Source organism: Streptomyces sp. NPDC048111 (assembly GCF_043202815.1).
Classification (GTDB): Bacteria; Actinomycetota; Actinomycetes; order Streptomycetales; family Streptomycetaceae; genus Streptomyces.
Genome location: NZ_JBIDBD010000003.1, coordinates 379,201 through 403,763, shown reverse-complemented (window position 1 = coordinate 403,763; position 24,563 = coordinate 379,201). Strand labels below are relative to the sequence as shown.

The 24,563-nt window shown below is 73.0% G+C and carries 25 protein-coding genes; 16 read left to right on the top strand and 9 right to left on the bottom strand.

What is annotated here, in order from left to right; all coding sequences use genetic code 11:
• The first annotated feature begins 10 nt into the window (after positions 1–10).
• On the top strand, positions 11–1,054 hold the full coding sequence (locus ACGF3I_RS09590; protein WP_393130063.1) for an ABC transporter permease: 1,044 nt from the start codon (positions 11–13) through the stop codon (positions 1,052–1,054).
• On the top strand, positions 1,051–1,785 hold the full coding sequence (locus tag ACGF3I_RS09585) for an ABC transporter ATP-binding protein (protein WP_393130062.1): 735 nt from the start codon (positions 1,051–1,053) through the stop codon (positions 1,783–1,785). The genes ACGF3I_RS09590 and ACGF3I_RS09585 overlap by 4 nt, the downstream gene beginning before the upstream one ends.
• Positions 1,786–1,869: 84 nt before the next feature.
• Here ACGF3I_RS09585 and ACGF3I_RS09580 read toward each other — a convergent pair whose 3' ends face one another.
• Positions 1,870–2,673: an IclR family transcriptional regulator gene (locus ACGF3I_RS09580; protein WP_393130061.1), complete on the bottom strand. Its 804-nt coding sequence runs from the start codon at positions 2,671–2,673 to the stop codon at positions 1,870–1,872.
• A gap of 311 nt (positions 2,674–2,984) precedes the next feature.
• Between ACGF3I_RS09580 and allB the strand changes: the two genes are divergently transcribed.
• Both allB and alc read left to right on the top strand, forming a co-directional pair.
• Positions 2,985–4,322 (top strand): allantoinase AllB, encoded by a 1,338-nt coding sequence (allB, locus tag ACGF3I_RS09575; RefSeq protein ID WP_393130060.1) that lies wholly within the window; start codon positions 2,985–2,987, stop codon positions 4,320–4,322.
• Positions 4,323–4,326: 4 nt separating this feature from the next.
• The gene (gene alc / locus ACGF3I_RS09570; RefSeq protein ID WP_393130059.1) at positions 4,327–5,442 is read left to right on the top strand and encodes an allantoicase; all 1,116 of its coding nucleotides are present in this window, start codon (positions 4,327–4,329) and stop codon (positions 5,440–5,442) included.
• Positions 5,443–5,537: 95 nt separating this feature from the next.
• On the opposite strand, the gene ACGF3I_RS09565 is transcribed toward alc, so the two are convergent.
• Positions 5,538–6,278 (bottom strand): SDR family oxidoreductase, encoded by a 741-nt coding sequence (locus tag ACGF3I_RS09565; RefSeq protein WP_393130058.1) that lies wholly within the window; start codon positions 6,276–6,278, stop codon positions 5,538–5,540.
• 179 nt (positions 6,279–6,457) lie between these two features.
• Between ACGF3I_RS09565 and ACGF3I_RS09560 the strand changes: the two genes are divergently transcribed.
• Positions 6,458–7,282 (top strand): AIM24 family protein, encoded by an 825-nt coding sequence (locus ACGF3I_RS09560; protein WP_393130057.1) that lies wholly within the window; start codon positions 6,458–6,460, stop codon positions 7,280–7,282.
• A 170-nt stretch (positions 7,283–7,452) separates the two neighbouring features.
• Here the strand turns inward: ACGF3I_RS09560 and ACGF3I_RS09555 are convergent, their stop codons facing one another.
• Positions 7,453–7,659, bottom strand: a complete 207-nt coding sequence (locus ACGF3I_RS09555) for a hypothetical protein (protein ID WP_393130056.1) — start codon at positions 7,657–7,659, stop codon at positions 7,453–7,455.
• Positions 7,660–7,805: 146 nt separating this feature from the next.
• Between ACGF3I_RS09555 and ACGF3I_RS09550 the strand changes: the two genes are divergently transcribed.
• From ACGF3I_RS09550 to ACGF3I_RS09540, 3 genes are all read left to right on the top strand, one after another.
• Complete coding sequence (locus tag ACGF3I_RS09550; protein ID WP_393130055.1) at positions 7,806–9,029, top strand: sensor histidine kinase; 1,224 nt, start codon at positions 7,806–7,808, stop codon at positions 9,027–9,029.
• A gap of 92 nt (positions 9,030–9,121) precedes the next feature.
• Positions 9,122–9,805, top strand: coding sequence for a response regulator (locus ACGF3I_RS09545; protein ID WP_393130054.1), 684 nt, complete (start codon positions 9,122–9,124; stop codon positions 9,803–9,805).
• Between the two features lie 25 nt (positions 9,806–9,830).
• Entirely contained in the window at positions 9,831–11,021 is a 1,191-nt protein-coding gene (locus ACGF3I_RS09540) for a cytochrome P450 (protein ID WP_393130053.1), read from the top strand.
• A gap of 28 nt (positions 11,022–11,049) precedes the next feature.
• On the opposite strand, the gene ACGF3I_RS09535 is transcribed toward ACGF3I_RS09540, so the two are convergent.
• Positions 11,050–11,820 (bottom strand): hypothetical protein, encoded by a 771-nt coding sequence (locus tag ACGF3I_RS09535; protein WP_393130052.1) that lies wholly within the window; start codon positions 11,818–11,820, stop codon positions 11,050–11,052.
• A gap of 210 nt (positions 11,821–12,030) precedes the next feature.
• Between ACGF3I_RS09535 and ACGF3I_RS09530 the strand changes: the two genes are divergently transcribed.
• Complete coding sequence (locus tag ACGF3I_RS09530; RefSeq protein WP_393130051.1) at positions 12,031–13,233, top strand: cytochrome P450; 1,203 nt, start codon at positions 12,031–12,033, stop codon at positions 13,231–13,233.
• A gap of 100 nt (positions 13,234–13,333) precedes the next feature.
• On the opposite strand, the gene ACGF3I_RS09525 is transcribed toward ACGF3I_RS09530, so the two are convergent.
• Positions 13,334–14,335 carry a Gfo/Idh/MocA family oxidoreductase gene (locus ACGF3I_RS09525; RefSeq protein WP_393130050.1) on the bottom strand — a complete coding sequence of 334 codons (1,002 nt, stop codon included), beginning with the start codon at positions 14,333–14,335 and terminating at the stop codon, positions 13,334–13,336.
• Positions 14,336–14,490: 155 nt separating this feature from the next.
• On the opposite strand from ACGF3I_RS09525, the gene ACGF3I_RS09520 reads away from it, so the two are divergent.
• The 7 genes from ACGF3I_RS09520 (at position 14,491) to ACGF3I_RS09490 (ending at position 21,167) form a co-directional block, all read left to right on the top strand.
• Entirely contained in the window at positions 14,491–15,210 is a 720-nt protein-coding gene (locus tag ACGF3I_RS09520; protein ID WP_393130212.1) for a GntR family transcriptional regulator, read from the top strand.
• A gap of 126 nt (positions 15,211–15,336) precedes the next feature.
• Positions 15,337–16,350, top strand: coding sequence for a substrate-binding domain-containing protein (locus tag ACGF3I_RS09515; protein ID WP_393130049.1), 1,014 nt, complete (start codon positions 15,337–15,339; stop codon positions 16,348–16,350).
• A 128-nt stretch (positions 16,351–16,478) separates the two neighbouring features.
• Positions 16,479–17,462 (top strand): sugar ABC transporter substrate-binding protein, encoded by a 984-nt coding sequence (locus ACGF3I_RS09510; RefSeq protein WP_393130048.1) that lies wholly within the window; start codon positions 16,479–16,481, stop codon positions 17,460–17,462.
• Positions 17,459–18,496 carry an ABC transporter permease gene (locus ACGF3I_RS09505; protein ID WP_393130047.1) on the top strand — a complete coding sequence of 346 codons (1,038 nt, stop codon included), beginning with the start codon at positions 17,459–17,461 and terminating at the stop codon, positions 18,494–18,496. The genes ACGF3I_RS09510 and ACGF3I_RS09505 overlap by 4 nt, the downstream gene beginning before the upstream one ends.
• Positions 18,493–19,335, top strand: coding sequence for an ATP-binding cassette domain-containing protein (locus ACGF3I_RS09500; RefSeq protein ID WP_393130046.1), 843 nt, complete (start codon positions 18,493–18,495; stop codon positions 19,333–19,335). The genes ACGF3I_RS09505 and ACGF3I_RS09500 overlap by 4 nt, the downstream gene beginning before the upstream one ends.
• Before the next feature lie 75 nt (positions 19,336–19,410).
• Positions 19,411–20,580 (top strand): ROK family glucokinase, encoded by a 1,170-nt coding sequence (locus tag ACGF3I_RS09495; protein ID WP_393130045.1) that lies wholly within the window; start codon positions 19,411–19,413, stop codon positions 20,578–20,580.
• Positions 20,580–21,167, top strand: coding sequence for a hypothetical protein (locus tag ACGF3I_RS09490; protein ID WP_393130044.1), 588 nt, complete (start codon positions 20,580–20,582; stop codon positions 21,165–21,167). The genes ACGF3I_RS09495 and ACGF3I_RS09490 overlap by 1 nt, the downstream gene beginning before the upstream one ends.
• A gap of 39 nt (positions 21,168–21,206) precedes the next feature.
• On the opposite strand, the gene ACGF3I_RS09485 is transcribed toward ACGF3I_RS09490, so the two are convergent.
• From ACGF3I_RS09485 to ACGF3I_RS09470, 4 genes are all read right to left on the bottom strand, one after another.
• Positions 21,207–22,088, bottom strand: coding sequence for a hypothetical protein (locus ACGF3I_RS09485; protein WP_393130043.1), 882 nt, complete (start codon positions 22,086–22,088; stop codon positions 21,207–21,209).
• The gene (locus ACGF3I_RS09480) at positions 22,054–22,959 is read right to left on the bottom strand and encodes a 4'-phosphopantetheinyl transferase family protein (protein WP_393130042.1); all 906 of its coding nucleotides are present in this window, start codon (positions 22,957–22,959) and stop codon (positions 22,054–22,056) included. Before ACGF3I_RS09480 ends, ACGF3I_RS09485 begins: the two co-directional genes overlap by 35 nt.
• Positions 22,960–23,042: 83 nt before the next feature.
• A complete protein-coding gene (ddaH, locus tag ACGF3I_RS09475; RefSeq protein ID WP_393130041.1) occupies positions 23,043–23,873 on the bottom strand; it encodes a dimethylargininase in 831 nt (276 codons plus the stop codon).
• A 117-nt stretch (positions 23,874–23,990) separates the two neighbouring features.
• Entirely contained in the window at positions 23,991–24,560 is a 570-nt protein-coding gene (locus ACGF3I_RS09470) for a GNAT family N-acetyltransferase (RefSeq protein WP_393130040.1), read from the bottom strand.
• Positions 24,561–24,563 lie beyond the last annotated feature (3 nt).

Sequence of the window (24,563 nt, the reverse complement as noted above, 5' to 3'; positions counted from 1 at the left end):
GCTTGGGACCATGTTCGTCGCATGGAGAGACCTCCGGTTCGCCAAGGGCCGGTTCGCGCTGATGGGTACGGTCGTGGTGCTCATCACCCTGTTGGTGGGGCTGTTGTCCGGGCTCACCGCGGGCCTGGCCCGGGACAACACCTCGGCCCTGGGCGCGCTGCCCGCCGACCGGCTCGCGTTTGCCGCACCGCCCTCCGGGCAGTCCGTTTCCTTCACCAACTCCGTTGTTTCGAGCGCCACTTGGCATGCCTGGCGGCAGGCGCCCGGGGTGCGCGCCGCCGATCCGATCGCCGTCTCGACACTGAACGCGAAGGTGGGCGGGCGCACGGCCGCGGTCTCCTCCTTCGCGGTGCCGCCCGGATCGCGGCTGGCGCCGGCGCCGGTGCGCGAGGGATCGGTGGTGCTGTCCCGGGGCGCGGCCGGCGATCTGGCCGCGCGAACCGGCGACACCCTGACGCTGGGCGGCCGGACCCTCACCGTCGCGGGCGTCGCGGGCGAGGACTCCTACAGCCACACCCCGGTCGTGTGGACGGCGCTCGCCGACGGCGCGCCCGCCACCGTCGTCGCCCTCACCCTCGGCTCCGGCGCCGATCTCACCGCCACCGATCACCGGCTCGCCACCCGGAGCCTGACCCTCACCGACGCCCTCGCCGCGCTGCCCGCCTACCAGGCGGAGAACGGCTCGCTCCAGCTGATGCGCGGTTTCCTGTTCGTCATCTCGGCGCTGGTGGTCGGCGCGTTCTTCACGGTGTGGACGATCCAGCGCAGCGCCGACATCGCCGTACTGAAGGCCCTCGGCGCCTCGACGCCCTACCTACTCAAGGACGCGCTCGGCCAGGCGGTCGTGATGCTCACGGCCGGCACCCTCGCCGGCACGGGGATCGCGGCGCTCGCCGGATCGCTCGTCGGCGACGCGGTGCCCTTCGTGCTCGATCCGGCCACCACGCTGGGGCCCGCCGCCGTCCTGATCGTGCTCGGCGTGCTCGGCGCCGCCCTGTCCATCCGGCGCATCACCGCCGTCGACCCGCTGACCGCGCTCGGGAGTGCCCGATGACCTCTGCCACCACCCGCCACGAGATCCCCCGGCAGACCCCTGCCCCGGCGCTGCTCCTGGACGGCGTCACGCTCACCTACCCCGACGGCGAGAGCCGCCTCACCGCCCTGGACGGGGTCTGCCTCGCGGTCGGCGCCGGTACGGTGACGGCCTGCGTCGGCCCGTCCGGATCGGGCAAGTCCAGCCTGCTCGCGGTCGCCGCGACCCTGGTCACCCCCGACCGCGGCCGTGTCGTGGTGGCGGGCACCGACACCGCCCGCCTCGGCCCCGCCGACAAGACGGCGCTGCGCCGCAGCTCCATCGGCATCGTGTTCCAGCAGCCGCACCTGCTGCCCTCGCTCACCGCCGCCGAGCAGCTCCAGGTGATGGCCCACCTCGCGGGCCGCGGGCCGCGCGCGGTGCGGGCCAGGGCCCTGGAGCTGCTGGCCGCCGTCGGCCTCGCCGACCAGGCCCACCGCCGCCCCCACCAGCTCTCCGGCGGCCAGCGCCAGCGGATCAACATCGCCCGCGCCCTGATGAACGAGCCGGCCGTGCTCCTGGTCGACGAGCCCACCAGCGCCCTGGACCACGAGCGGGGCACCGCGGTGCTCGACCTGCTGCTCGACCTCACCCGCGAACGCGGCACGGCCACCGTCCTGGTCACCCACGACCGGGCCCGTCTGGAGCGGATGGACGCCGTGGTGACCATGGCCGACGGACGCCTGAGCCCGGCGGGCGCGGTGACGGGCTGACCCGGTCCGCACGCACGGGACCCCGGCGGTGTGGCACATACCGCCGGGGTCCTGGGGTGTCCCGGGCCGGCCGCCCGGGTCCGCTCAGTTCTGGCCGCCCGTGCTGGCGAGCGCCGTCGACAGCTCCTGGGCGATCCCCTGGAGGATCGGCACGATCCGGTCGGTGGCCGCCTCGGTGACCCGGCCCGCCGGGCCGGAGATGGAAATGGCCGCCGCGGTCGGGGAGTTGGGCACCGACACCGCCAGGCAGCGCACCCCTATCTCCTGCTCGTTGTCGTCGACCGCGTATCCGGCGCGCCGCACCTGCTCCAGGGCGTCGAGGAAGCCGTCCGCCGTGGTGATCGTCTTCTCGGTCGCCGCCGGCATGCCGGTACGGGCGAGGAGCGCGCGCACCTCCTCCGGCGGGGTGTGCGCGAGCAGCGCCTTGCCCACGCCCGTGGAGTGCGGCAGCACCCGGCGGCCCACCTCGGTGAACATCCGCATGGAGTGCTTGGAGGGCACCTGCGCCACGTACACGATCTCGTCGCCGTCGAGCAGCGCCATGTTCGCGGTCTCGCCGGTCTCCTCGACGAGCCGGGTCAGATACGGCCGCGCCCAGGTGCCGAGCAGCCGGGAGGCCGATTCGCCGAGCCGGATCAGGCGCGGGCCGAGGGCGTAGCGCCGGTTGGCCTGCTGGCGCACGTACCCGCAGGCGACGAGCGTGCGCATCAGGCGGTGGATGGTCGGCAGCGGCAGGCCGCTGCTCGCGGAGAGCTCGCTGAGGCCGACCTCGCCCCCCGCGTCCGCCATCCGCTCGAGGAGATCGAAGGCGCGCTCAAGAGACTGGACTCCTCCACTGGCGGCGGAGGGTTTGGAGGCGTCGGTGGTGCTGGCGCTTGACGTCGGCACGGCGCGTTCCTTTCGATGCTGGCAGGCGAAGCAGAAGACTATCGGGCGGTTGTCCGGCCTACCCTGGACAGGTGGGGTGTGCCCGCCGGTCGGAGCGGGTTTGTCCGTTCGTTCGCGGCACCCCGTGGCGATAGCTCCATTCTGCTGCGCGAAATTCTATTTCCATTCTGTGGAAACCTCCAAGACTCGCCCCCGTGGCGGCGGTCACGCCCCGGCCACCCTTGACGGCTTCGTCGGCGAGCGCGCAAACTCCTTCAACAGATCGTTGAATTCCGTTGTACGGAAGATTTCGCTGGGAAGTGAGGGCTCGGGTGTCCGACGTCAACCTGGTACTGCGCTCGACGCGCGTCATCACCCCCGAGGGGACGCGCCCGGCCACGGTCGCCGTCGCCGGCGGGAAGATCGCGGACGTACTGCCGTACGAGGCCGAGGTGCCCGCCGGCGCGCGCCTGGAGGACTTCGGCGACGACGTGCTGCTGCCCGGCATCGTCGACACCCATGTGCATGTGAACGACCCCGGCCGCACCGAGTGGGAGGGCTTCTGGACCGCCACTCGCGCGGCGGCCGCCGGTGGCATCACCACCCTCGTCGACATGCCCCTCAACTCGCTGCCGCCCACCACCACGGTCGAGAACCTGCGGATCAAGCGGGAGGTCGCGGCGAGCAAGGCGCACGTCGACACCGGCTTCTGGGGCGGCGCGCTGCCCGACAACCTGCGCGACCTCAAGGCCCTGCACGAGGCCGGCGTCTTCGGCTTCAAGGCGTTCCTGTCGCCGTCGGGCGTCGAGGAGTTCCCCGAGCTGAACCCGGAGCAGCTGGAGCGCTCGCTCGCCGAGATCGCCGGGTTCGACGGACTGATGATCATCCACGCCGAGGACCCGCACGAGCTGGACGCGGCCCCCCACCTGACCGGCCCCAAGTACGCCGACTACCTGGCGACCCGGCCGCGCGTCTCGGAGAACACCGCGATCGAGGGCCTGATCGCGGCCGCCAAGCGCGTCGGCGCCCGCGTGCACATCCTGCACCTGTCCTCATCGGACCCGCTGCCCGTGATCGCCGCCGCCAAGCGCGAGGGCGTCCGGCTCACCGTCGAGACCTGCCCGCACTACCTCACCCTGACCGCCGAGGAAGTCCCGGACGGGGCCAGCGAGTTCAAGTGCTGCCCGCCCATCCGCGAGGCCGCCAACCGGGACCTGCTGTGGGCGGCGCTCGCCGACGGCACCATCGACTGCATCGTCACCGACCACTCGCCCTCCACCATCGCCCTGAAGACCGACGACTTCGCCACCGCCTGGGGCGGCATCTCCGGTCTCCAGCTCAGCCTCCCCGCCGTCTGGACCGAGGCCCGCAAGCGCGGCCACAGCCTGGAGGACGTGGTCCGCTGGATGTCGACCGCGACCGCCGAACTCGTCGGGCTCGGCCAGAAGGGCGCCATCGAGGCCGGCCGCGACGCCGACTTCGCGGTGCTCGCCCCCGACGAGACCTTCACCGTGGACCCGGCCGAACTCCAGCACCGCAACCGCGTCACCGCGTACGCGGGCAAGACGCTGCACGGTGTCGTCAAGTCGACCTGGCTGCGCGGCCAGCGCATCCAGCACGACGGCGTCATCGCCGAGCCCGCCGGCCGCCTCCTCGAAAGGAACAACTGACACCGTGAGCACCCTGCCCACCTTCACCGGTGACGCCAGCCCCTACGGCGGCGGCGACCCCTACGCGGACTACCGCTCCGCGGACTTCGCCTTCACCCAGTACGCCGACCTCGCCGACCGGCGCCTCGGCGCGGGCGTCATCGCGGCGAACGACGAGTTCTTCGCCGAGCGCGAGAACCTGCTCAAGCCCGAGGCCGCCGAGTTCGACCCGGAGCACTTCGGGCACAAGGGCAAGATCATGGACGGCTGGGAGACCCGGCGCCGCCGCGGCGTCTCGGCCGACCGCCCGCACCCCACCGACGAGGACCACGACTGGGCGCTCGTCCGCCTCGGCGCCCCCGGTGTGGTGCGCGGCATCGTCGTCGACACCGCCCACTTCCGCGGCAACTACCCCCAGGCCGTCTCCGTCGAGGCCACCTCGGTGCCGGGCTCCCCGTCCCCCGAGGAGCTGCTCGCCCCGGACGTGAAGTGGACAACCCTCGTACCCCGTACGGCGGTTGGCGGCCACGCGGCCAACGGCTTCGCGGTCGACGTCGAGCAGCGCTTCACCCACCTGCGGCTCAACCAGCACCCCGACGGCGGCGTGGCCCGGCTGCGCGTGTACGGCGAGGTCGTCCCCGACCCGCGCTGGCTCGCCACCCTCGGCACCTTCGACCTCGCGGCCCTGGAGAACGGCGGCCAGGTCGAGGACGCGTCCGACCGCTTCTACTCGCCCGCCACCAACACCATCCAGCCGGGCCGCTCCCGCAAGATGGACGACGGCTGGGAGACCCGGCGCCGGCGCGACAAGGGCAACGACTGGATCCGCTACCAGCTGGCGGCCCAGTCCGAGATCCGCGCGGTCGAGATCGACACGGCCTACCTCAAGGGCAACTCGGCCGGCTGGGCGGCGCTCTCGGTGCGCGACGGCGAGTCCGGTGAGTGGAGCGAGGTGCTGCCGCGCACGCGCCTGCAGCCCGACACCAACCACCGCTTCGTCCTGGACGCCCCCGCCGTGGGCAGCCACGTACGGATCGACATCTTCCCCGACGGCGGCATCTCCCGCCTGCGCCTCTTCGGTTCCCTGACGGCCGAGGGCGCGGCGCGCCTGACCGCGCGCCACCAGGAACTGGGCGGCTGACGCCCGGTCCCCCCGATCAGGGCGGCACGACACCCGCCCGCCGGCGCGAGGCACCCCGACCCGACAGCACCGGGGTGCCTCGCGTTCTTTCGCCACTAGGCCGCGTGGCCGCCGTCCACCGAGAGTTCGGCGCCCGTCACGTACGCGGCGCCCTCACCCGCCAGATACGCCACCGCCGAGGCGACCTCGCCGGCCGTACCGAACCGGCCGAGCGCGGTCATCGCGCTCTGGCCGTCCGCGTACGGGCCGTCCGCCGGGTTCATGTCGGTGTCGATGGGCCCGGGCTGGACGAGCGTGGCGTTGATCCCGCGCCCGCCGAGCTCCCGCGCCAGCGCCTTGGTGAGCCCGCTCAGGGCGGCCTTGCTCGTGGCGTACAGGGTTCCGCCGGGGCCCGGCACCCGCTGCGCCATGCAGGAGCCGATGGTGATGATCCGCCCGCCCGGCGTCATGCGGGCCGCCGCGGCCTGGGCCGCGAGGAAGGCGCCGCGCACGTTCACCGAGAGCACCCGGTCGACGTCGGCGTGGGTGAGCTGGTCCAGCGGGCCGAGTACGCCGACGCCCGCGTTGTTCACCAGGACGTCGAGACCGCCGAAAGCCTCCGCGGTCTCCTCGACGGCGGTGCGGGCCGCCGCCGGGTCCGCCAGGTCCGCGCGCAGCGCGAGCCCCCGCCGGCCCATCGCCTCGATCTTCGCGACGACCTCCTTGGCCGCTCCCTCGTCCTGGACGTAGGTGACGGCGACATCGGCGCCCTCCTGTGCCAGCCGCAGCGCGGTGGCCGCGCCGATGCCCCGGCTGCCGCCGGTGACCAGGGCCTTCTTGCCCATGAGTGCGTTCATGATGACGTCCCTCTTTCCGAGCCGTACGACCGGCCGCATTGGTTGCGGGTTCAAGCAAAGCGCTCGCGCCGCGCCCCCGCTGGCGGCCTTCGGACACCGAGGCCCGGATGCCGGAACCCGGCACTCCGTGTCGTACGTTGACATCCGGACACCACCCCGCGCGCGTCAGGAGACCGGCCGTGACCCTCAGGCAAGAGATCGTCGGCAACGCCATGCAGATGGCCGTCGTGAACCTCACCCCCGGCCAGACCGTCTACTGCGAGGCCGGGAAGTTCCTCTTCAAGACCGCCAACGTGTCGATGGAGACCCGGCTGTCCGGGCCCGGGCGAGACGGGGGTGCTCCGGGCGGCCAGGGCGGTGGCGCGGGGGGCGGCATGGGCGGGATGCTGCGCCAGGCCATGGGCACCGCGATGCAGGTCGGGCAGCGCGCCCTGGCCGGCGAATCGCTCGCCTTCCAGTACTTCACCTCCACCGGCGGCGAGGGCACCGTCGGGTTCGCGGGGGTGCTGCCCGGTGAGATGCGCGCCCTCGAACTCACCGGCTCCCGCGCCTGGTTCGCGGAGAAGGACGCCTTCGTGGCCGCCGAGTCCACCGTCGACTTCGGGATCGCCTTCCAGGGCGGGCGCTCCGGCATGAGCGGGGGCGAGGGCTTCGTCCTGGAGAAGTTCACCGGCACCGGCACCGTGATCATCTGCGGCGCGGGCAACTTCATCGACCTCAACCCGGCCGACTTCGGGGGGCGCATCGAGGTCGACACCGGCTGCATCGTCGCCTTCGAGGAGGGGATCGAGTACGGGGTGCAGCGCATCGGCGGCCTCAACCGGCAGGGGTTGATGAACGCGGTCTTCGGTGGGGAGGGGTTGTCGTTGGCGACCCTGGAGGGGAATGGGCGGGTCATTCTCCAGTCCCTCACCATTGAGGGGCTGGCCAATGCGTTGCGCAAGGCGCAGGGGGGTGACAAGCAGGGGCCCACTGGGGGGCTCTTCTCCACCCATGCGGGGTGACGCCGGCTCTTCGCGCCGTTCCTCGCGCCCCTGACCCCCCGCTGTCGGGTGCGGGCCGTGGTCGCTTTTCGCGCAGTTCCTCGCGCCCCTGAAACCCGCTGTCGGGTGCGGGCCGTGGTCGCTTCTCGCGCAGTTCCCCGCGCCCCTGGCGGTGCCGGGGTGGGGCGGGGTCATTTCTTGGGGGCTCTTTCGGAGGCCAGGAGCAGGGCCGCTCCTGTGACCGCCAGCACGATGCTCGCGAAGACCTCGTGGCCCTGCAGCGCGTCGACACGGTGCACCAGGGCCCAGAGCTTGAACCAGCCGGTCCACTGGTGCAGCAGTCCGCCGATGCCCTGGAGCAGCAGCAGGAGCCCGGCGACTTCCAGGAATTTCCTCATGCCCCGAGCCTGCGCCGGCCACCCGGCGCCCCGCGTCGGCCGTCGGGACGCCGTCCGTGCGTCCAAAGTCTGCGGCCGTGCGACTTTGGTAGCGGGGCGCGCCCAGGGCGTGCCGCCGCGGCCGGGAGCTGCGTAACTTTGTCGACATGACACGTGCCGGACCCGAGTTCCGCTGGCTGCTGCCCTCCGCGGTGGCCGACCCCGAGCTGCCCGGGGACCGGTCCCGGCCGCGCCGCACCGTACGGGACTGGGCCGTCGACCTCTGCGCCTTCCTCGGCGCCGCCCTCATCGGCATGCTCACCGCGGACGCCCTCGGCAAGACGCCCGGCTACTCCGACACCGTCATGGTCCTCGACCAGCTGGTGGGCGCCCTCGCGTGCTGCGCGGTCTGGCTGCGCAGGCGACGGCCCGCCGGTCTTGCGCTCGTGCTCGCCCTGGTGTCGCTGGTGGCACCGGTGGCGTCCGGGGCGTTCCTGGTCGCCCTGTTCAGCCTCGCCGTGCACCGGCCGTTCAAGCCCCTCGTGCTGGGTGTGGGCGGCGTCGCCGTGCTCAGCTCGGTGTTCCAGCCCGTCGTGCGCCCCGACCCCACCACCAGCCTGCTCACCAACGCGGTCGTCGGAACCGTCCTGATCCTGCTGGTCACCGGCTGGGGCATGCTCGTACGCTCCCGGCGCCAGCTCGTCGTGGCGCTGCGCGAGCGGGCCGCCCGCGCCGAGGCGGAGGCGGCGCTGCGGGCCGAGAACGCCCAGCGCCTGGCGCGCGAGGACATCGCCCGCGAGATGCACGACGTGCTGGCCCACCGCCTCACCCTGCTCTCGGTGCACGCGGGCGCCCTCGAATTCAGGCCCGACGCACCCCCCGCCGAAGTCGCCCGGGCCGCCGGCGTCATCCGGGACAGCGCGCACGAGGCGCTCCAGGACCTGCGGCAGATCATCGGCGTGCTGCGCAGCCCGGGCGAGGGCGCCGACGACCGGCCCCAGCCCACCCTCGCCACCCTCGAAGCGCTGGTCGCCGAGTCCCGCGAGGCGGGCATGAAGGTCGTCCTCGACAGCCGCATCCCGGACGCGGACCACGTGCCCGCCGCCACCGGGCGCAACGCCTACCGCATCGCACAGGAGGCGCTCACCAACGCCCGCAAGCACGCCCCCGGCGCCCAGGTCACCGTCACGGTGGCCGGCCGGCCCGGCGACGGGCTCATCATCGAGGTCACCAACCCCCCGCCGCCGGGGCCCGTCCCCGAGGTCCCCGGCTCCGGGCAGGGCCTCATCGGCCTCACCGAACGCGCCACCCTGGCCGGCGGCCGGCTCGACCACGGCCCCCGCGCCGACGGCTCCTTCGCGGTGGTCGCCCGGCTGCCGTGGCCGGCGTGACGGGACCGCGCCACCATGACCCCCCTGCCGTCCGCACCCGCCGGGACCACCCCGTTCCCGGCGAGCCCCGCCGGCTGGCTACGGTGACCCCCATGACCATCCGACTGCTCGTCGTCGACGACGACCCCCTGGTGCGCGCGGGTCTCGCCCTGATGCTCGGCGGCGCCGAGGACATCGAGATCGTCGGCGAGGCGGCCGACGGCTCCGCGGTGGCCCAACTCGCCCTGGAACTCGGGCCGGACGTGGTGCTGATGGACATCCGGATGCCCCGCGTGGACGGACTGACCGCCACCGAGACGCTGCGCGCCCGCCCCGACGCGCCCGAGGTGATCGTCCTGACCACCTTCCACGCCGACGAACAGGTGCTGCGCGCCCTGCGGGCCGGAGCCGCCGGGTTCCTCCTCAAGGACACCCCGCCCGCCGACATCGTCGCCGCGGTGCGCCGGGTGGCACACGGCGATCCGGTGCTCTCCCCGGCCGTCATGCGGCAGTTGATGGTCCAGGCCGCCGGCGCCGCGGTCGCGCCCGGCGACCGTACGGCCCGCGCCAGGGAGGGCGTCGCACTGCTCGCCGAACGCGAACGCGAGGTGGCCGTGGCCGTCGGCCGGGGCCACTCCAACGCCGAGATCTCGGCCCGCCTGTATCTGAGCGTGCCCACCGTGAAGACCCACGTCTCGCGCGTGCTGGCCAAGCTGGGGCTCAACAACCGTGTGCAGATCGCCCTGTTGGTGCACGATGCCGGCCTCCTCGACGCCGAGGACGGCGACGTAGGCTGACCGCATCCGAACGGAGGGCGGGGCCATGACGGTGATCGATCTGAACGAGCGCGCCGGGGAATTCAACGCCGACCCCTATCCGATGTACGCCAAGCTGCGGGCGGCGGGGCCCGCCCATCTGGTGCGCGCCCCCGGCACGGGCGACGAGGTCTGGCTGGTCGTCGGTCACGAGGAGGCGCGGGCCGCGCTCGCCGACCCCCGGCTCGGCAAGGACTGGCGCCCGCTGGCCGAGGAGGGGTACGTCGAACTGCCCGCCAGCGCCAACATGCTGGAGGCCGACCCGCCCCACCACACCCGGCTGCGCAAGCTGGTGGCGGGCGAGTTCACCCCGCGCCGCATCGAGGCACTCCGCCCGCGCGTCCAGGAGATCACCGACGGGCTGCTCGATGCGATGCTGGCCGCCCCGGGCCGTACGGCCGACCTCGTCGACGCGCTCGCCTTCCCCCTGCCGATGACCGTCATCAGTGAACTCATCGGCGTCCCCGACCTCGACCGGGACGCCTTCCGCGTCCTGTCGAACCAGGCCGTCGCGCCGCCCTCGGGCGACGACGGCGCCGCCGCGGTCACCGAGATCGGCGAGTACCTGGCCGGTCTCATCGAGGCCAAGCGCTCCGCGAGCCCGGCCGACGACCTGCTGAGCGCCCTGATCCGCACCCGGGACGAGGGCGGCGACCAGCTCTCGCACGCCGAACTCATCGGCATGGCCTTCCTGTTGCTCGTGGCGGGCCACGAGACCACCGTCAACCTGATCTCCAACGGCGTACGGGCCCTGCTGACCCACCCCGACCAACTGGCCGCGCTGCGCGCCGACTTCGACGGCCTGATCGACGGCGCCGTCGAGGAGATGCTCCGCTACGAGGGGCCGGTGGAGACCGCCACCTACCGCTTCGCCCGCGAGGAGGTCGTGATCGGCGACGCCCGCATCCCGGCGGGCGCCCCGGTCCTGGTCTCGCTCGCCTCCGCCGGACGCGACGCCTCGCGCCACACGGACCCGGACCGCTTCGACATCCGCCGCGCCCCGCAGAGCCATCTCGCCTTCGGCCACGGCATCCACTTCTGCCTCGGCGCCCCGCTCGCCCGCATGGAGGGCCGGATCGCGGTCCGCACCCTCCTGGAACGCGCCCCGGACCTCCAACTCGACGCCGGTGAGGGCGCGTTGGAGTGGCTGCCCGGCCTGCTCATCCGGGGCGTACGCCACCTGCCGGTGCGCTGGTGAGCCGCCTTAGCCGTCCGAAAGACACGCCCTAGGCGCGGCGGGCCGCCGCCGCGCGCCTGCGGTGCTCGCCGCTGAGCACGAGCGAGGGCCACTCGTCCCCGTACGCCCCGCAGGCGCACACCGACCACAGCGACCACTGCTGGGGCACCGAGTAGTACGGCACCAGCACCCTGGCCGTGCGCAGCCGCGACACCTTGACCGGGACCAGCGCGGGCAACACGTCCGGGGTCTGGCCCGCCAGGATCGCCCGGCGGCACGACGGGCAGGCCGGGCGCCGGTCGGCCGCCGCCTCGCGCGGCCCGGTGCGGCGCCTGGCCCGCTGCCGGTGCTGCTTGCGGTCGGGGGAGTGGGTGTCCTCGGCCGCGGTGTGCAGCGGGTTGTAGAAGCAGCGGCGGGCCGCCTTGGGCGCGGGTTGTCCGGCGGCCCGGGCGTGGACGGCCGCGAACCGTTCGAGCGCGCGGTCGGCGAGCACCGCCGCGGCGGCGAGATCGGGCAGATCGGCCGCCTCGTCGAGCAGCTTGCCCGCCGCCTGGAAGGCGTCGAAGGCCCAGGCGCAGTCGAGCCCGGTCCGCGGGTCGGCGCCCATCGGCCCCAAAGGACCGTCGAAGGGCGGGAGTTCGGCCGTGCGCAGTACGTCACCGATCGCCGCCACCCGCTCCGACACCAGCCGGTCGAGCCGTTCACGGGCCGCCGCCCACTCCTCCAGGACGAGCTGCTGCTGTTCCTTCGACAGCTCCCCGGACCGCTGTTCGGGCACGGCGGGACGCAGCCGCTCCATGAACCACCAACGCCTCAGCACCTGGCCTCCCTCGCCCCGACCAGGGTAGAAGCCCGGCGCGACGCCGGAGCGCCAGGGTCCGGCCGCCCACCGCCCGGGTGCCCGGGGCGCCACCCCGCACGGCCGCCTCCCGTTCACCCGCACCGGCGACGCGCCGGAAAGCCGTGCGTCGCGGCCCCGGGCACCGTACTGTCCGCCGTATCCGCCGAACCGACGTGAAGGGGACACGCGTTGACCAGCGATGTCATAGTCGATCTCGCCGCACTGGGCGATGACTTCACCCGCGATCCGTACCCCGTCTACGCCGCGCTGCGGGCCCGGGGGCCGGTGCACCGCATCCGTATGCCCGAAGGCGGCGAGGCCTGGCTCGTCGTCGGGTACGAGGCGGGGCGCGCCGCGCTCGCCGACGACCGCCTCTCCAAGGAGTGGCGCAACGCGGCGCCCGACCTCGGGGTGCGGCAGGTCTCGTCCGGCACCACCATGCTCAGCTCCGACGCGCCCGACCACACCCGGCTGCGCAAGCTGGTGACCCGCGAGTTCACGCCCCGCCGCATGGCGGCGCTCGCCCCGCGCGTCCAGGAGATGACCGACGGCTTCGTGGACGCGATGCTGGCCGCGCCGGAGCGCCGGGCCGACCTCGTCGAGGCGCTGTCCTTCCCGCTGCCGATCACCGTCATCTGCGAACTCCTCGGTGTGCCCACCCTCGATCAGGACACCTTCCGCCACTGGTCCAACGTCTCCGTCTCGGCGACCTCGCTCGACGACCGGCTCGCCGCCGCCCGGTCCGTCACCGAGTACCTGACGCGCCTCGTGGACGAGAAGCGGGCCAGGCCCGGCGACGACCTGATGAGCGGGCTGATCCACGCGGCCGACGAGGAGGGCGGCGACCACCTCTCCCACGACGAACTCCTCGGCATGGCCTGGCTGCTGCTCGTCGCCGGCCACGAGACGACCGTCAACCTCATCTCCAACGGCATGCTCGCGCTGCTCGGCCACCCCGATCAACTGGCCGCACTGCGCGCCGACTTCGACGGGCTGATCGACGGCGCCGTCGAGGAGATGCTGCGCTACGACGGACCGGTCGAGACCCCCACGTACCGCTTCACCAGGGAGCCGGTCGAGATCGCCGGGACTCCGGTGCCCGGCGGCGGTCAGCTGGTGCTCGTCGCGCTGGCCGACGCCGACCGCGATCCCGCGCGCTTCGCGGACCCCGACCGCTTCGACATCCGGCGCGACGCCCGGGGCCACGTCGCGTTCGGGCACGGCATCCACTACTGCCTGGGCGCCCCGCTGGCCCGCCTCGAAGCCCGCATCGCGGTCCGCACCCTGCTCGACCGCTGCCCGGACCTGGCGCTCGACATCCACCCGGCGGCCATCCAGTGGCGCACCGGCATGATGATGCGCGGCCCCGAACACCTGCCGGTGCGCTGGTAGTTCACCGGAGGCGGCGCGGGGTCGGCCGGCCGGGTCCTTCGCCCGGGTGGGCCCGGCCGGGCTCTCCCTCCCGGGGGCTCGGCCATCTCACACCCCGGGCTCACCCGGCCGGGATCTCCGCGATCCGCACCACCCTGCGCTCCCGGCGCGACACCTCGCAGGCCTCCGCGATGCGCAGCGCGTGCAGGGCGTCCCGGCCGTCGCACGGGTTGGCCGCCTCGCCGCGCACCAGCCGGACGAACGCGTCGAGCTCCGCCTCGTAGGCGGGGCCGAAGCGTTCGAGGAAACCCGTCCACGGCTTGTCCGGGCGGGCCGGGCCGTGTGGTTCGGCCGAGGTCAGCGGGGTGCGGTCGTCCAGGCCGACCGCGAACTGGTCCTGTTCACCGGCCAGTTCGAGACGTACGTCGTAGCCCGCGCCGTTGCAGCGGGTGGCGGTCGCGGTGGCGAGGGTGCCGTCCTCCAGGGTGAGGACGGCGGCGGCCGTGTCGATGTCGCCGACCGCGCGGAACATCGCCGGCCCCGCGTCCGAGCCGGTGGCGTACACCTCGGTGACCTCGCGTCCGGTCACCCAGCGCACGATGTCGAAGTCGTGGACCAGACAGTCCCGATAGAGCCCGCCGGACAGCGGCAGATAGGCGGCGGGCGGCGGCGCCGGGTCCGAGGTGACGGCCCGCACGGTGTGCAGCCGTCCTAGGCGACCCGAGCGCACCAGGTCGCGGGCGCGGCGGTAGCCCGCGTCGAAACGGCGCATGAAGCCGAGCTGGAGCTCGGTGCCGGCCGCCTCGACGGCGCGGAGCGCCTCCAGGGTGCCCGGCACGTCGAGCGCCACGGGTTTCTCGCAGAAGGCGGGCAGTCCGGCGCGGGCGGCCTCGGCGATGAGGCCGGCGTGGGCGGCGGTCGCGGAGGCGATCACCACGGCGTCCGCCCCGGCGAGTGCCTGTGGCGCGGTGGGCGCGGCCGTGGCGCCGGTGAGGGCCGCGACCTCGGCGGCCCGCGCGGGGTCGGCGTCCGCGACCACCAGCTGGCCGACGTCCGGGTGGCGGGCCAGCACCCCCGCGTGGAAGGCGCCGATTTGTCCCGTTCCGATCAGTGCGATACGCATGGGCACACCGTGGCCGGGACAGGAGGACGTGTCAAGAGTTTGTCCTGACAATCGAACTTCACGACTTCCCGTCAACATCCCCGGCGCACTACGCTCGCTCCGTGCCCAAGCAGCCCAGGTCCGTGCCGGACTTCCCCAAGCCGCTCCAGCTCAGCGTGGACCGCACCAGCCCGGTCCCGCTGTACTTCCAGCTCTCGCAGCAGCTGGAGGCGGCCATCGAGCGGGGCACCCTGACGCCCGGCAGCCTCCTCGGCAACGAGATCGACCTGGCCGGGCGGCTCGGCCTGTCCCGGCCCACCGTCCGCCAGGCCATTCAGGCGCTGGTCGACAAGGGCCTCCTGGTGCGCCGCAGGGGCGTGGGTACGCAGGTCGTGCACAGCCAGGTCAAGCGCCCGCTCGAACTGAGCAGCCTCTACGACGACCTGGAGGCGGCCGGCCAGAACCCCGCCACGACCGTCCTGCGCAACACCTTCGAGCCGGCCACCGCCGAGGTCGCCGCGGCGCTCGGCGTGCCCGAGGGCAGCGGCGTCCAGCTGGTGGAGCGGCTGCGGTACGCGCACGGCGAGCCCATGGCACGACTGCGCAACCATCTGCCGGCCGGGCTGCTCCCGCTGGACACCGAATACCTGGAGGGCACCGGGCTCTACCGCCTGATGCGCGGGGCGGGCATCACGCTGCACAGCGCGCGCCAGACCGTGGGCGCCCGGGCGGCCACCGGGCAGGAGGCCGACCTGCTGACCGAGACCGTCGGGGCTCCGCTGCTGACCATGCAGCGCACCACCTTCGACGACACCGGCCGGGCCGTCGAGTTCGGCTCGCACATCTACCGGGCCTCGCGCTACTCCTTCGACTTCCAGCTGCTCGTCCGGCCGTGACAGCGGGGTCGACGGGGTTGTGACGTCATTGCGTCAGAATGTTCGGACAAAGTGTTGACGCTGTCGCGCCCGCGCCGCTAGAACTCACGTGCCGCAACCGGGCGGCCGGGACAGAAGGCGGAACCCATGCGCACACCCCGCACACCCCGCACGGCAACCACGGCGGCCGTGGCCGTCGCCGCACTGGCGCTCACGGTCGGCGGTTGCAGCAGCTCGGGCGGCAAGAGCTCCGAGGACAAGGGCTCCGCCCCGGCGGGCGGCGGGGCGGCCGTCACCACCCCCCGCCTCAAGATCGCGATGGTGACCCACTCCGGTGAGGGCGACACCTTCTGGGACATCGTGCAGAGCGGTGCGAAACAGGCCGCGGCCAAGGACAACGTCGACTTCCTGTACTCCGCGAGCAAGGAGGGCCAGCAGCAGGCGCAGCTCGTCCAGGCGGCCATCGACCAGAAGGTGGACGGGCTCATCGTCACGCTCGCCAAGCCCGAGGCCGTCAAGGACGTCGTCAAGAAGGCCGTCGCCGCCGGGATACCCGTGGTCACCATCAACTCCGGCGCCGACTTCTCCCGGGCCGTCGGCGCGCTCGGCCACATCGGCCAGGACGAGGGGGTGGCCGGCGAGGCGGTCGGCGAGGAGCTGTCCGGACGGGGGAGGAAGAAGGTGCTCTGCGTCATCCACGAGCAGGGCAACGTCTCCCTGGAGCAACGCTGTGCGGGAGTGAAGAAGACCTTCAAGGGCAGTGTCGAGAACCTGAACGTGGACGGCACCAACACGCCCGCCGCGACCTCCTCCGTCGAGGCGAAGCTCCAGTCCGCCCGGGACATCGACGCCGTCGTGACCCTCGGAGCCCCGATGGCCGCCGCGGCCGTCAAGGCGAAGGCGGACGCCAACAGCGCGGCCGAGGTGGACACCTTCGACCTGAACGCGGCGGTGGTCAAGCAGTTCAAGGCCCAGCAGATCGGCTTCGCCGTCGACCAGCAGCCCTACCTCCAGGGCTATCTCGCCGTCGACGAGCTGTGGCTCAACAAGACCAACGGTGATGTGATCGGCGGCGGCCGGCCGGTCCTCACGGGGCCGGCGATCGTCACCGCGAAGGACGCGCCGACGCTGGAGAAGTACACCGCCCGCGGTACCCGATGATCGCCCGCCGACCCCGCGTGACCCATACTTGGGCGGCCGGGGATGGCCTGAACCAGCCCCGGCGGCACCCGGTGGTACAGCAAGAAGGGCACGGCGTCGTGGCAAGGGTTGGGACAGGGGTACGCGTCATGGGCGCGGTGCTGGCAGCGGTGCTCGGAGCGTCCTTGGCGGGGTGCAGCAGCACCGGCGGGAAGCGCGCCGAGGATGCGCGCAAGTCGGCGCAGGCCCAGGGCAGGGCCGCGGTGGATACGCCCCGCTGGAAGGTCGCGATGGTCACCCACTCGGGCGACGGCGACACGTTCTGGGACATCGTCCAGAGCGGCGCCAAGCAGGCCGCCGTCAAGGACAACATCGACTTCCTCTACTCGCACAGCGACCAGGGCCAGCAGCAGGCCCAGTTCGTGCAGGCCGCGATCGACCAGAAGGTCGACGGACTGATCGTCACGCTCGCAAAGCCGGACGCCCTCAAGGACGTCGTGGCCAAGGCCGAGAAGGCCGGCATCCCGGTGATCACCGTGAACTCCGGCTCGGAGAAGTCCAAGGAGTTCGGCGCGCTCACCCACATCGGCCAGGACGAGACCATCGCGGGCGAGGCCGTCGGCGACGAGCTGAGCAAGCGGGGCCGCAAGAAGGCGCTCTGCGTCCTGCACGAGCAGGGCAACGTGGGTCACGAGCAGCGCTGCGCGGGCACCAAGAAGACGTTCAAGGGCGAGGTCGAGAACCTCTACGTCACCGGCACCAGCATGCCGGACGTGCAGTCCTCCATCGAGGCCAAGCTCCAGGCCGACCCGTCCATCGACGCCGTCGTCACCCTCGGCGCACCGTTCGCGGACACGGCCGTCAAGGCCAAGCAGTCGGCCGGAAGCTCGGCCGAGGTCGACACCTTCGACCTGAACGCCAAGGTCGCGGCCTCCCTGAAGGCCGGCACCCTCGGCTTCGCCGTCGACCAGCAGCCCTACCTCCAGGGGTACGAGGCCGTCGACCTGCTCTGGCTCTACCGGTACAACGCCGACGTGCTCGGCGGCGGGCTCCCGGTCCTGACCGGGCCCCAGATCATCACCAAGGACCAGGCCGCCGAGCTGGAGGCGTACACGAAGCGGGGGACGCGATGACCGCGACCGACATCGCCGCGGACGAGCGGCTGCTGCGCCGCTCGGTCTGGCGCAAGATCCTCGGCCGTCCCGAACTCGGCTCGGTGGTCGGGGCGGGCGCCGTCTTCCTCTTCTTCTCCGTCGTCGCCGGAAGCTTCCTGCAGCCCTCCAGCCTGTCGACCGTGCTCTACGCGGCCTCGACGATCGGCATCATGGCGGTGCCGGTGGCACTGCTGATGATCGGCGGCGAGTTCGACCTGTCCGCCGGTGTCCTGGTGACGACCTCGGCGCTCGTCTCCTCGATGTTCAGCTACCAGATGACCGCCAACGTCTGGGTGGGCGTGGGCGTCTCGCTCCTGGTCACCCTCGCCATCGGCGCCTTCAACGGCTTCATGCTCACCCGTACCAAGCTCCCCAGCTTCATCATCACGCTCGGCACGTTCCTGATGCTGACCGGCCTCAACCTCGGCTTCACCAAGCTCATCAGCGGCACGGTCTCCACCAAGTCCATCGCCGACATGGAGGGCTTCGAGTCGGCGAAGGAGCTGTTCGCGTCGCAGTGGAGCATCGGGGCGGTCGACCTGAAGGTCACCATCCTGTGGTGGTTCGCACTGGTGGCGGTGGCCACCTGGATCCTGCTGCGGACCCGCTTCGGCAACTGGATCTTCGCGGTGGGCGGCGGGGCGGACGCGGCCCGCGCGGTCGGCGTCCCGGTCTTCCGCACGAAGATCGGCCTGTACATGGGCGTCGCGTTCGCGGCCTGGGTCTCGGGCCAGCACCTGCTGTTCTCGTTCGACGTGGTGCAGTCCGGCGAGGGCGTCGGCAACGAGCTGATCTACATCATCGCGGCCGTCATCGGAGGCTGTCTGATCACCGGCGGCTACGGCTCCGCGATCGGCTCCGCGGTCGGCGCGTTCATCTTCGGCATGACCAGCAAGGGCATCGTGTACGCGGAGTGGAACCCGGACTGGTTCAAGTTCTTCCTCGGCGCGATGCTCCTCCTCGCCACCCTGCTCAACGCCTGGGTGCGCAAGCGGGCGGAGGCGACAGCATGACGACCACCCCACCCGGGACGGCCGGGCAGACGCCCCTGGTCGAGCTCGACGACGTCAGCAAGTACTACGGCAACATCCGCGCCCTCGAAGGCGTCTCCCTCGAAGTGCACGCCGGGGACATCACCTGCGTCCTCGGCGACAACGGGGCCGGCAAGTCCACCCTCATCAAGATCATCGCCGGGCTGCACCGGCACGACGCGGGCGCCTTCCGCATCGAGGGCGAGGACGTCTCGCTCAGCAACCCGCGCGAGGCCCTGGACCGCGGCATCGCCACGGTCTACCAGGACCTGGCCGTGGTCCCGCTGATGCCGGTGTGGCGCAACTTCTTCCTCGGCTCCGAGCCCACCAGGGGCAAGGGCCCCTTCCGGCGGCTCGACGTCGAGACGATGCGCGCCACCACCCGCGCGGAACTGCTGCGCATGGGCATCGACCTGCGCGACGTGGACCAGCCCATCGGCACCCTGTCCGGCGGCGAGCGCCAGTGCGTGGCCATCGCGCGCGCCGTCCACTTCGGCGCCAAGGTGCTCGTCCTGGACGAGCCGACCGCGGCCCTCGGCGTGAAGCAGTCCGGAGTCGTCCTGAAGTACGTGGCGGCGGCCCGGGACGCCGGGCTCGGCGTGGTTCTCATCACGCACAACCCGCACCACGCCTATCTCGTCGGGGACCGTTTCGTGCTCCTCAAGCGCGGTGCGATGACCGGCAGCCACCTGCGTACGGACATCACCCTGGACGAGCTGACCCGCCAGATGGCGGGCGGCAGCGAGCTCGAAGAGCTCAGTCACGAGCTGCGGCGCGCACCCGCCCCCGAGCACCTCGGCGGCCCGCCCGGCAAGGAGTGAACCGGCCGCCCCGGGCCACCGGGGCGGCCCCTCGCACACGGTCCGCGCCCGGCAGGGGTGGCAGAATCGGCCCCGATGACCACGTACCGCGACTTCGCCCTAGCCCACCGGGGTTCCGCCCGGGCCACCGTGCTGCGCACCGTCGGCACCCGGGAACGCCGCTCCCATCTCACGGCGCCCCGGGTCCCGACCGTCGGCATCGACATCGGCGGCACCAAGGTGATGGCCGGGGTCGTGGACGCGGACGGCAACATCCTGGAGAAGCTCCGCACGGAGACCCCGGACAAGTCCAAGAGCCCCAAGGTCGTCGAGGACACCATCACCGAGCTGGTGCTCGACCTCTCCGACCGGCACGACGTGCACGCCGTCGGCATCGGCGCGGCCGGCTGGGTCGACGCGGACCGCTCCACCATCCTGTTCGCCCCGCACCTCGCCTGGCGCAACGAGCCGCTGCGCGACGCCCTCCAGGCCCGCCTCGCCGTGCCGGTCATGGTGGACAACGACGCCAACACGGCGGCCTGGGCCGAATGGCGCTTCGGCGCCGGACGCGGCGAGGACCACCTCGTCATGATCACGCTCGGTACCGGCATCGGCGGCGCCATCCTGGAGGACGGTCAGGTCAAGCGCGGCAAGTACGGCGTGGCGGGCGAGTTCGGCCATATGCAGGTCGTGCCCGGCGGGCACCGCTGCGCCTGCGGCAACCGCGGCTGCTGGGAGCAGTACAGCTCGGGGAACGCGCTGGTGCGCGAGGCCCGCGAACTGGCCGGTGCCGACTCGCCGGTGGCGTACAACATCATCGAGCGGGTCGGCGGGCACATCCCCGAGATCACCGGACCGCTCATCACCGAGCTGGCCCGCGAGGGCGACGCCATGTGCGTCGAGCTGCTCCAGGACATCGGGCAGTGGCTCGGCGTCGGCATCGCCAACCTGGCCGCCGCCCTCGACCCGTCCTGCTTCGTGATCGGCGGCGGTGTCAGCGCCGCCGACGACCTCCTGATCGGCCCCGCGCGGGACGCCTTCAAGCGCCATCTCACCGGCCGCGGCTACCGCCCCGAGGCTCGCATCGCCAAGGCGCAGCTCGGTCCCGAGGCCGGCATGGTCGGCGCGGCCGACCTCGCCCGTCTGGTCGCCCGCCGCTTCCGCCGGGCCAACCGCCGCCGCGTCGAGCGCTACGAGCGCTACGCCAAGGCCGCCGAAGCCGTCCGCAGGACGGGCACCACCCGCACCACCCAGGAAACCGACTGATGATCCCGCCCGACCGCCCCGCGGTGCCGCGCCAGTCCCCGCCGCCCGACGAGAAGCCGCCCGAGAGCCGCACGCACATGATCCGGCGGCGCTGGATCACCGCGATCATCATCGTGCTCCTCATCGGCGTGCCGGCCGGCTATCTGGCCATCTCCGCCGAACAGAGCCGCACCAGCGGCCGGGACAAGGAGTCCGAGGCATCGGCCCGCGGCCTCCAGAAGGACTGGCCGTCCAAGACGCAGCGCCGCATCTACGACGTGCCGGTGCCCTCGGACGCGATCGGCGTCGCGTACTACGAGACGAACAGCTGGCAGGTCAGCAAGCTGTTCGTGCAGTTCACGACCAGCGCGGCCGGCCTCGCGGAGTTCATGAAGGAGAGCGGCACCAGCACCGCCGCGCTCAAGCCAGGGGACGTGACGATCGACGCCGACGACGCCCACCGGGTGGGCTGGACGTTCTTCCCGGGACACGACTGGGCGGGCACCACCCACGTGCAGAAGGACCCGCTGCCGACGCAGAACATCACCGTCGACGAGACCGACCCCGACAAGCCGGTCGTCTTCGTCGTGTCCACGGCGACGCCCTGACCCGGGCGGCCGCGCCGCGCCCCGCGTTCCTCCGCCGGCTCAGACCAGCTGCGGGGCCGGGCGCGCGCCCACCGGGTCCGGCAGGACGACGTGCACCAGATAGGGCAGGACCGCGACCATCCGCGGGTCGTGGTCGAGCAGCACCGCGGCCGGTGACCAGCCGCCGGCGCGCAGGGCGTCGAAGGGCCGGGTCCACTGCACGGAGGCCGCCCGGGACGCCCGCGCCGGGCACTCCTGGTCCGGGCGGACCGCCGGGACGCTGCGGCAGCCGCCGCGCAGCGCGCGCTCGGCCGCCCGGTGCACGGCGGCGGCCCGGCCGCCCGCCACGGCGATGAACGTCGGTCCGTGCGGAGCGGGACGCAGCGCACAGGCCGGCAGCGAGAGCAGCTCCGAGAGGTCGTGCACCACGGGGTGGCCGGGGGTGCGCAGCGGGGCCACGGCGCACGCCGCACAGTCCGCCGGATGACAGCTCCCCGCACAGCCCGGCCGCAGATCCAGGCGCGGCACCCGCACGCCGTCGGCGGCCAGCCGCTCGGCGATCAGCGACTCGCACTGCTGGGCGAGGCCCTCCTCGACCGCGCTCAGCCAGGTGAACCCCGCCGCCGCGCCGACGGGTGCGAGCCCGGCGGCCCGCCCGTCGGCGGCGGGGACGGCGTGCGCGGGGATGCGGCGGAGTTCGCCCGTCACCAGGTCCATGCCCCAGGGCGCGCCCCGGCCGAGCCCCGCCGCCGCCCGGGCGGCCAGCGCGCTCAGGAACGGGTCCAGGTCGGCCGTCCCCGCCGGCACTCCGGCGAGCGCCGGCTCGGCGGCCGCCCGTACGAGCGCCTGCTCGGGGTCGGCCGCCGCGCCCCCCACCACGGCGACGAAGGCAGCCCGGACCTCCGCCTCAGTGGGGATGCGCCTGAACTCCTCGCGGGTCATGTTCGGCTGTTCCTCTCGGGGGTCGCTGCCGCAGGACGGGGTCGGTCCATGGAACCCGGCCGCGATATGCGGCCGATAGATTCCTGATATCCGACGACCCCTCGCCGGCCCCGACCGCGCTGCCCTGCCCGGACGGCGGCCCGGGAGCCGCGTACGCGACGGCCGCCGCGTATCCGCGGGCCACGCTGAGGTCCACCAGCGTCCACCCCGTGAGCTCGGCCGGACGGTGGCCGGTGCCCACGTAGTCCACGTCCGGCGAGACCCCGAGCCCTGTGCCGATGCCCTTCAGATAGGCCTCCTTGCGGCACCAGCAGCGGCCGAACCCGGCCACCCGCTCACCGGGCAAGGGGAGTTGGGCGAGCTCGGCCGTCTCCAGGGGGTGCAGGGTGGGGGCGAGTTCGTCCGCGACCGCCGCGTCCGGCAGGCGCTCCACGTCCACGCCGACCGGGGTCGGCCCGAACGCCAGCAGCACTTGGTCGCCGCTGTGGGAGAGCGAGAAGTGCAGCCCCGAGCCGGGCACGGCGGGTCGGCCGTGCGGTTCCGCGCACAACGGGCAGGGCTCGCGGCCCAGGACGACGTCGGCGGGGTCCACGTCGAGGTAGGAGCCGAGCAGCCGGCGCAGGGCCAGGTGCGCGGCGGCGTAGCGGTTGCGGTCGGCGGGTGAGCGGAAGCCGGTCCAGCGCCGCCGCTCGGTCGCGTCCAGCACCCGGTGGGCTTCGGCGACCGCCTCCTCGTGGTCGCCGACCGTCAACTGCCACAGGTCGAGCACCTCCTGGGGCCGGGGCAGGGGAACGGGCAGCGGGGCGGCGGTGAGGACGCGAGGGCGGGCGCCGGGCGGGGTGGAGAGGGTGTGCGGAAGGGTCGTGGGCATCGAGACCTCGGTGTTCGGTCGTCGCCAATCGGGTCGGTGGAGGCGCCGGCGGGCTCGGCCCGCCGGCGCCTCGCGTCGGACGCTCAGACGCCGGGGCGGGGCCGGATCTCCAGCGTGCAGCACTTGACGCTGCCGCCGCCCTTGAGCAGCTCCGAGAGGTCGAGGCCGATGGGCTCGAAACCCCGCTCGCGCAGCTGCCGGGCCACGCCGGTGGCGGCCTCCGGCAGGATGACGTGGTGGCCGTCGCTGACCGCGTTGAGGCCGAACACCTCGGCATCGGCCTCGCTGACCAGGATCGCGTCGGGGAACAGGCGCTCCAGTACGGCGCGGCTGCCCGGCGAGAAGGCCCCGGGGAAGTACATGATCTCGTCGCCGTCGAGCACCGTGAGGGCGGTGTCGAGGTGGTAGAAGCGGGGGTCCACCAGGTTCAGGCTGATCACCGGCCGGCCGAGGAACTCCTGTGCCTCGGCGTGGCCTTCGGGCGCGCTGCGGAAACCGGTGCCGGCCAGCAGCCAGTTGCCGGTGACCAGGAAGTCGCCCTCGCCCTCGTTGACGTGCACCGGGTCGTGCAGCTCGGCGTATCCGTGCGAACGGAACCACTCCAGGTAGGCCGGCCCCTCGGCGGCGCGCTCCACGTTGCGGAACTTGACGCCGAGCACCTTGCCGTCCACCACGGTCGCGCCGTTGGCCGCGTACACCATGTCGGGGTAGCCCGGCAGCGGGTCGATCAGCTCGACGGTGTGGCCCAGCTCCTGGTGCAGGGCGTACAGCTGCTCCCACTGCGCGATGGCGAGGTCGGTGTCCACGGGCTTCGCCGGGTCCATCCACGGGTTGATCGCGTAGGTGACCTCGAAGTGGGTCGGGCGGCACATGAGGTAGTGGCGGACGCGGGCGGTGCGGGCGGGCTTGTTCATGATGTTCCTCCGGAACGTCGCGGTTCGCAGGGACGCGAAGCGTGTGGGGTGAAGTGAGAGAAGTGAAGTAAGGCCGGTGGTACGGGAGTTGAGAGATGTACGCGGCGCCGGCCGAGGTCAGACGGCCGGGGTGAGGAGGGCGTCGTCGAAGTCGGCGCCCATCCGTACGCCGTCGTCCCAGGGGGCGATCCGCTGGAGGCAGATCTGGTCCTGCCAGCGCCCCGAGGCGTACAGATGGCCGCGCGAGACGCCCACGGTGTGGAACCCGTGCTTGGCCAGGACGCGCAGCGAGGCCGCGTGGTCCACCCGGACGTATGCGTCGATCCGGTGCAGGCCGAGCTCGAAGAAGGCGATGTCCAGGACCTGGCCCACGGCGCTGCTCGCGTGCCCCCGGCCGCCGAAGCGGCGCGGCACCCAGTAGCCGACGGAGGCGGCCATCAGGCTGCCCAGCGTGATGCCGGTCAGATTGATCCGGCCCACCGGCTGCCCGTCGGCCTCCATGATCCAGGGCATCATCCGCCCGTCCGCCGACTCCCGCAGGGCCTGTGCGACGGAGGCACGCTGGCCCTCGGGGGTGAAGAACGCGTCGGGCTCGTCGGGTTCCCACTCGCGCAGGAAGGCGCGGTCCTGGCGGTAGAGCTCGGCGAGCGCTTCACTGTCCGCCGGGCGAAGTGGTCTGATGCGCATGGT

Coding starts and splice junctions, on each gene's coding strand:
- ACGF3I_RS09590 (WP_393130063.1), top strand. CDS start 11: ATGTTCGTCGCATGGAGAGACCTCCGGTTCGCCAAGGGCCGGTTCGCG.
- ACGF3I_RS09585 (WP_393130062.1), top strand. CDS start 1,051: ATGACCTCTGCCACCACCCGCCACGAGATCCCCCGGCAGACCCCTGCC.
- ACGF3I_RS09565 (WP_393130058.1), bottom strand. CDS start 6,278: ATGAACGCACTCATGGGCAAGAAGGCCCTGGTCACCGGCGGCAGCCGG.
- ACGF3I_RS09555 (WP_393130056.1), bottom strand. CDS start 7,659: ATGAGGAAATTCCTGGAAGTCGCCGGGCTCCTGCTGCTGCTCCAGGGC.
- ACGF3I_RS09550 (WP_393130055.1), top strand. CDS start 7,806: ATGACACGTGCCGGACCCGAGTTCCGCTGGCTGCTGCCCTCCGCGGTG.
- ACGF3I_RS09545 (WP_393130054.1), top strand. CDS start 9,122: ATGACCATCCGACTGCTCGTCGTCGACGACGACCCCCTGGTGCGCGCG.
- ACGF3I_RS09540 (WP_393130053.1), top strand. CDS start 9,831: ATGACGGTGATCGATCTGAACGAGCGCGCCGGGGAATTCAACGCCGAC.
- ACGF3I_RS09525 (WP_393130050.1), bottom strand. CDS start 14,335: ATGCGTATCGCACTGATCGGAACGGGACAAATCGGCGCCTTCCACGCG.
- ACGF3I_RS09515 (WP_393130049.1), top strand. CDS start 15,337: ATGCGCACACCCCGCACACCCCGCACGGCAACCACGGCGGCCGTGGCC.
- ACGF3I_RS09510 (WP_393130048.1), top strand. CDS start 16,479: ATGGGCGCGGTGCTGGCAGCGGTGCTCGGAGCGTCCTTGGCGGGGTGC.
- ACGF3I_RS09505 (WP_393130047.1), top strand. CDS start 17,459: ATGACCGCGACCGACATCGCCGCGGACGAGCGGCTGCTGCGCCGCTCG.
- ACGF3I_RS09500 (WP_393130046.1), top strand. CDS start 18,493: ATGACGACCACCCCACCCGGGACGGCCGGGCAGACGCCCCTGGTCGAG.
- ACGF3I_RS09495 (WP_393130045.1), top strand. CDS start 19,411: ATGACCACGTACCGCGACTTCGCCCTAGCCCACCGGGGTTCCGCCCGG.
- ACGF3I_RS09490 (WP_393130044.1), top strand. CDS start 20,580: ATGATCCCGCCCGACCGCCCCGCGGTGCCGCGCCAGTCCCCGCCGCCC.
- ACGF3I_RS09485 (WP_393130043.1), bottom strand. CDS start 22,088: ATGACCCGCGAGGAGTTCAGGCGCATCCCCACTGAGGCGGAGGTCCGG.
- ACGF3I_RS09480 (WP_393130042.1), bottom strand. CDS start 22,959: ATGCCCACGACCCTTCCGCACACCCTCTCCACCCCGCCCGGCGCCCGC.
- ddaH (WP_393130041.1), bottom strand. CDS start 23,873: ATGAACAAGCCCGCCCGCACCGCCCGCGTCCGCCACTACCTCATGTGC.
- ACGF3I_RS09470 (WP_393130040.1), bottom strand. CDS start 24,560: ATGCGCATCAGACCACTTCGCCCGGCGGACAGTGAAGCGCTCGCCGAG.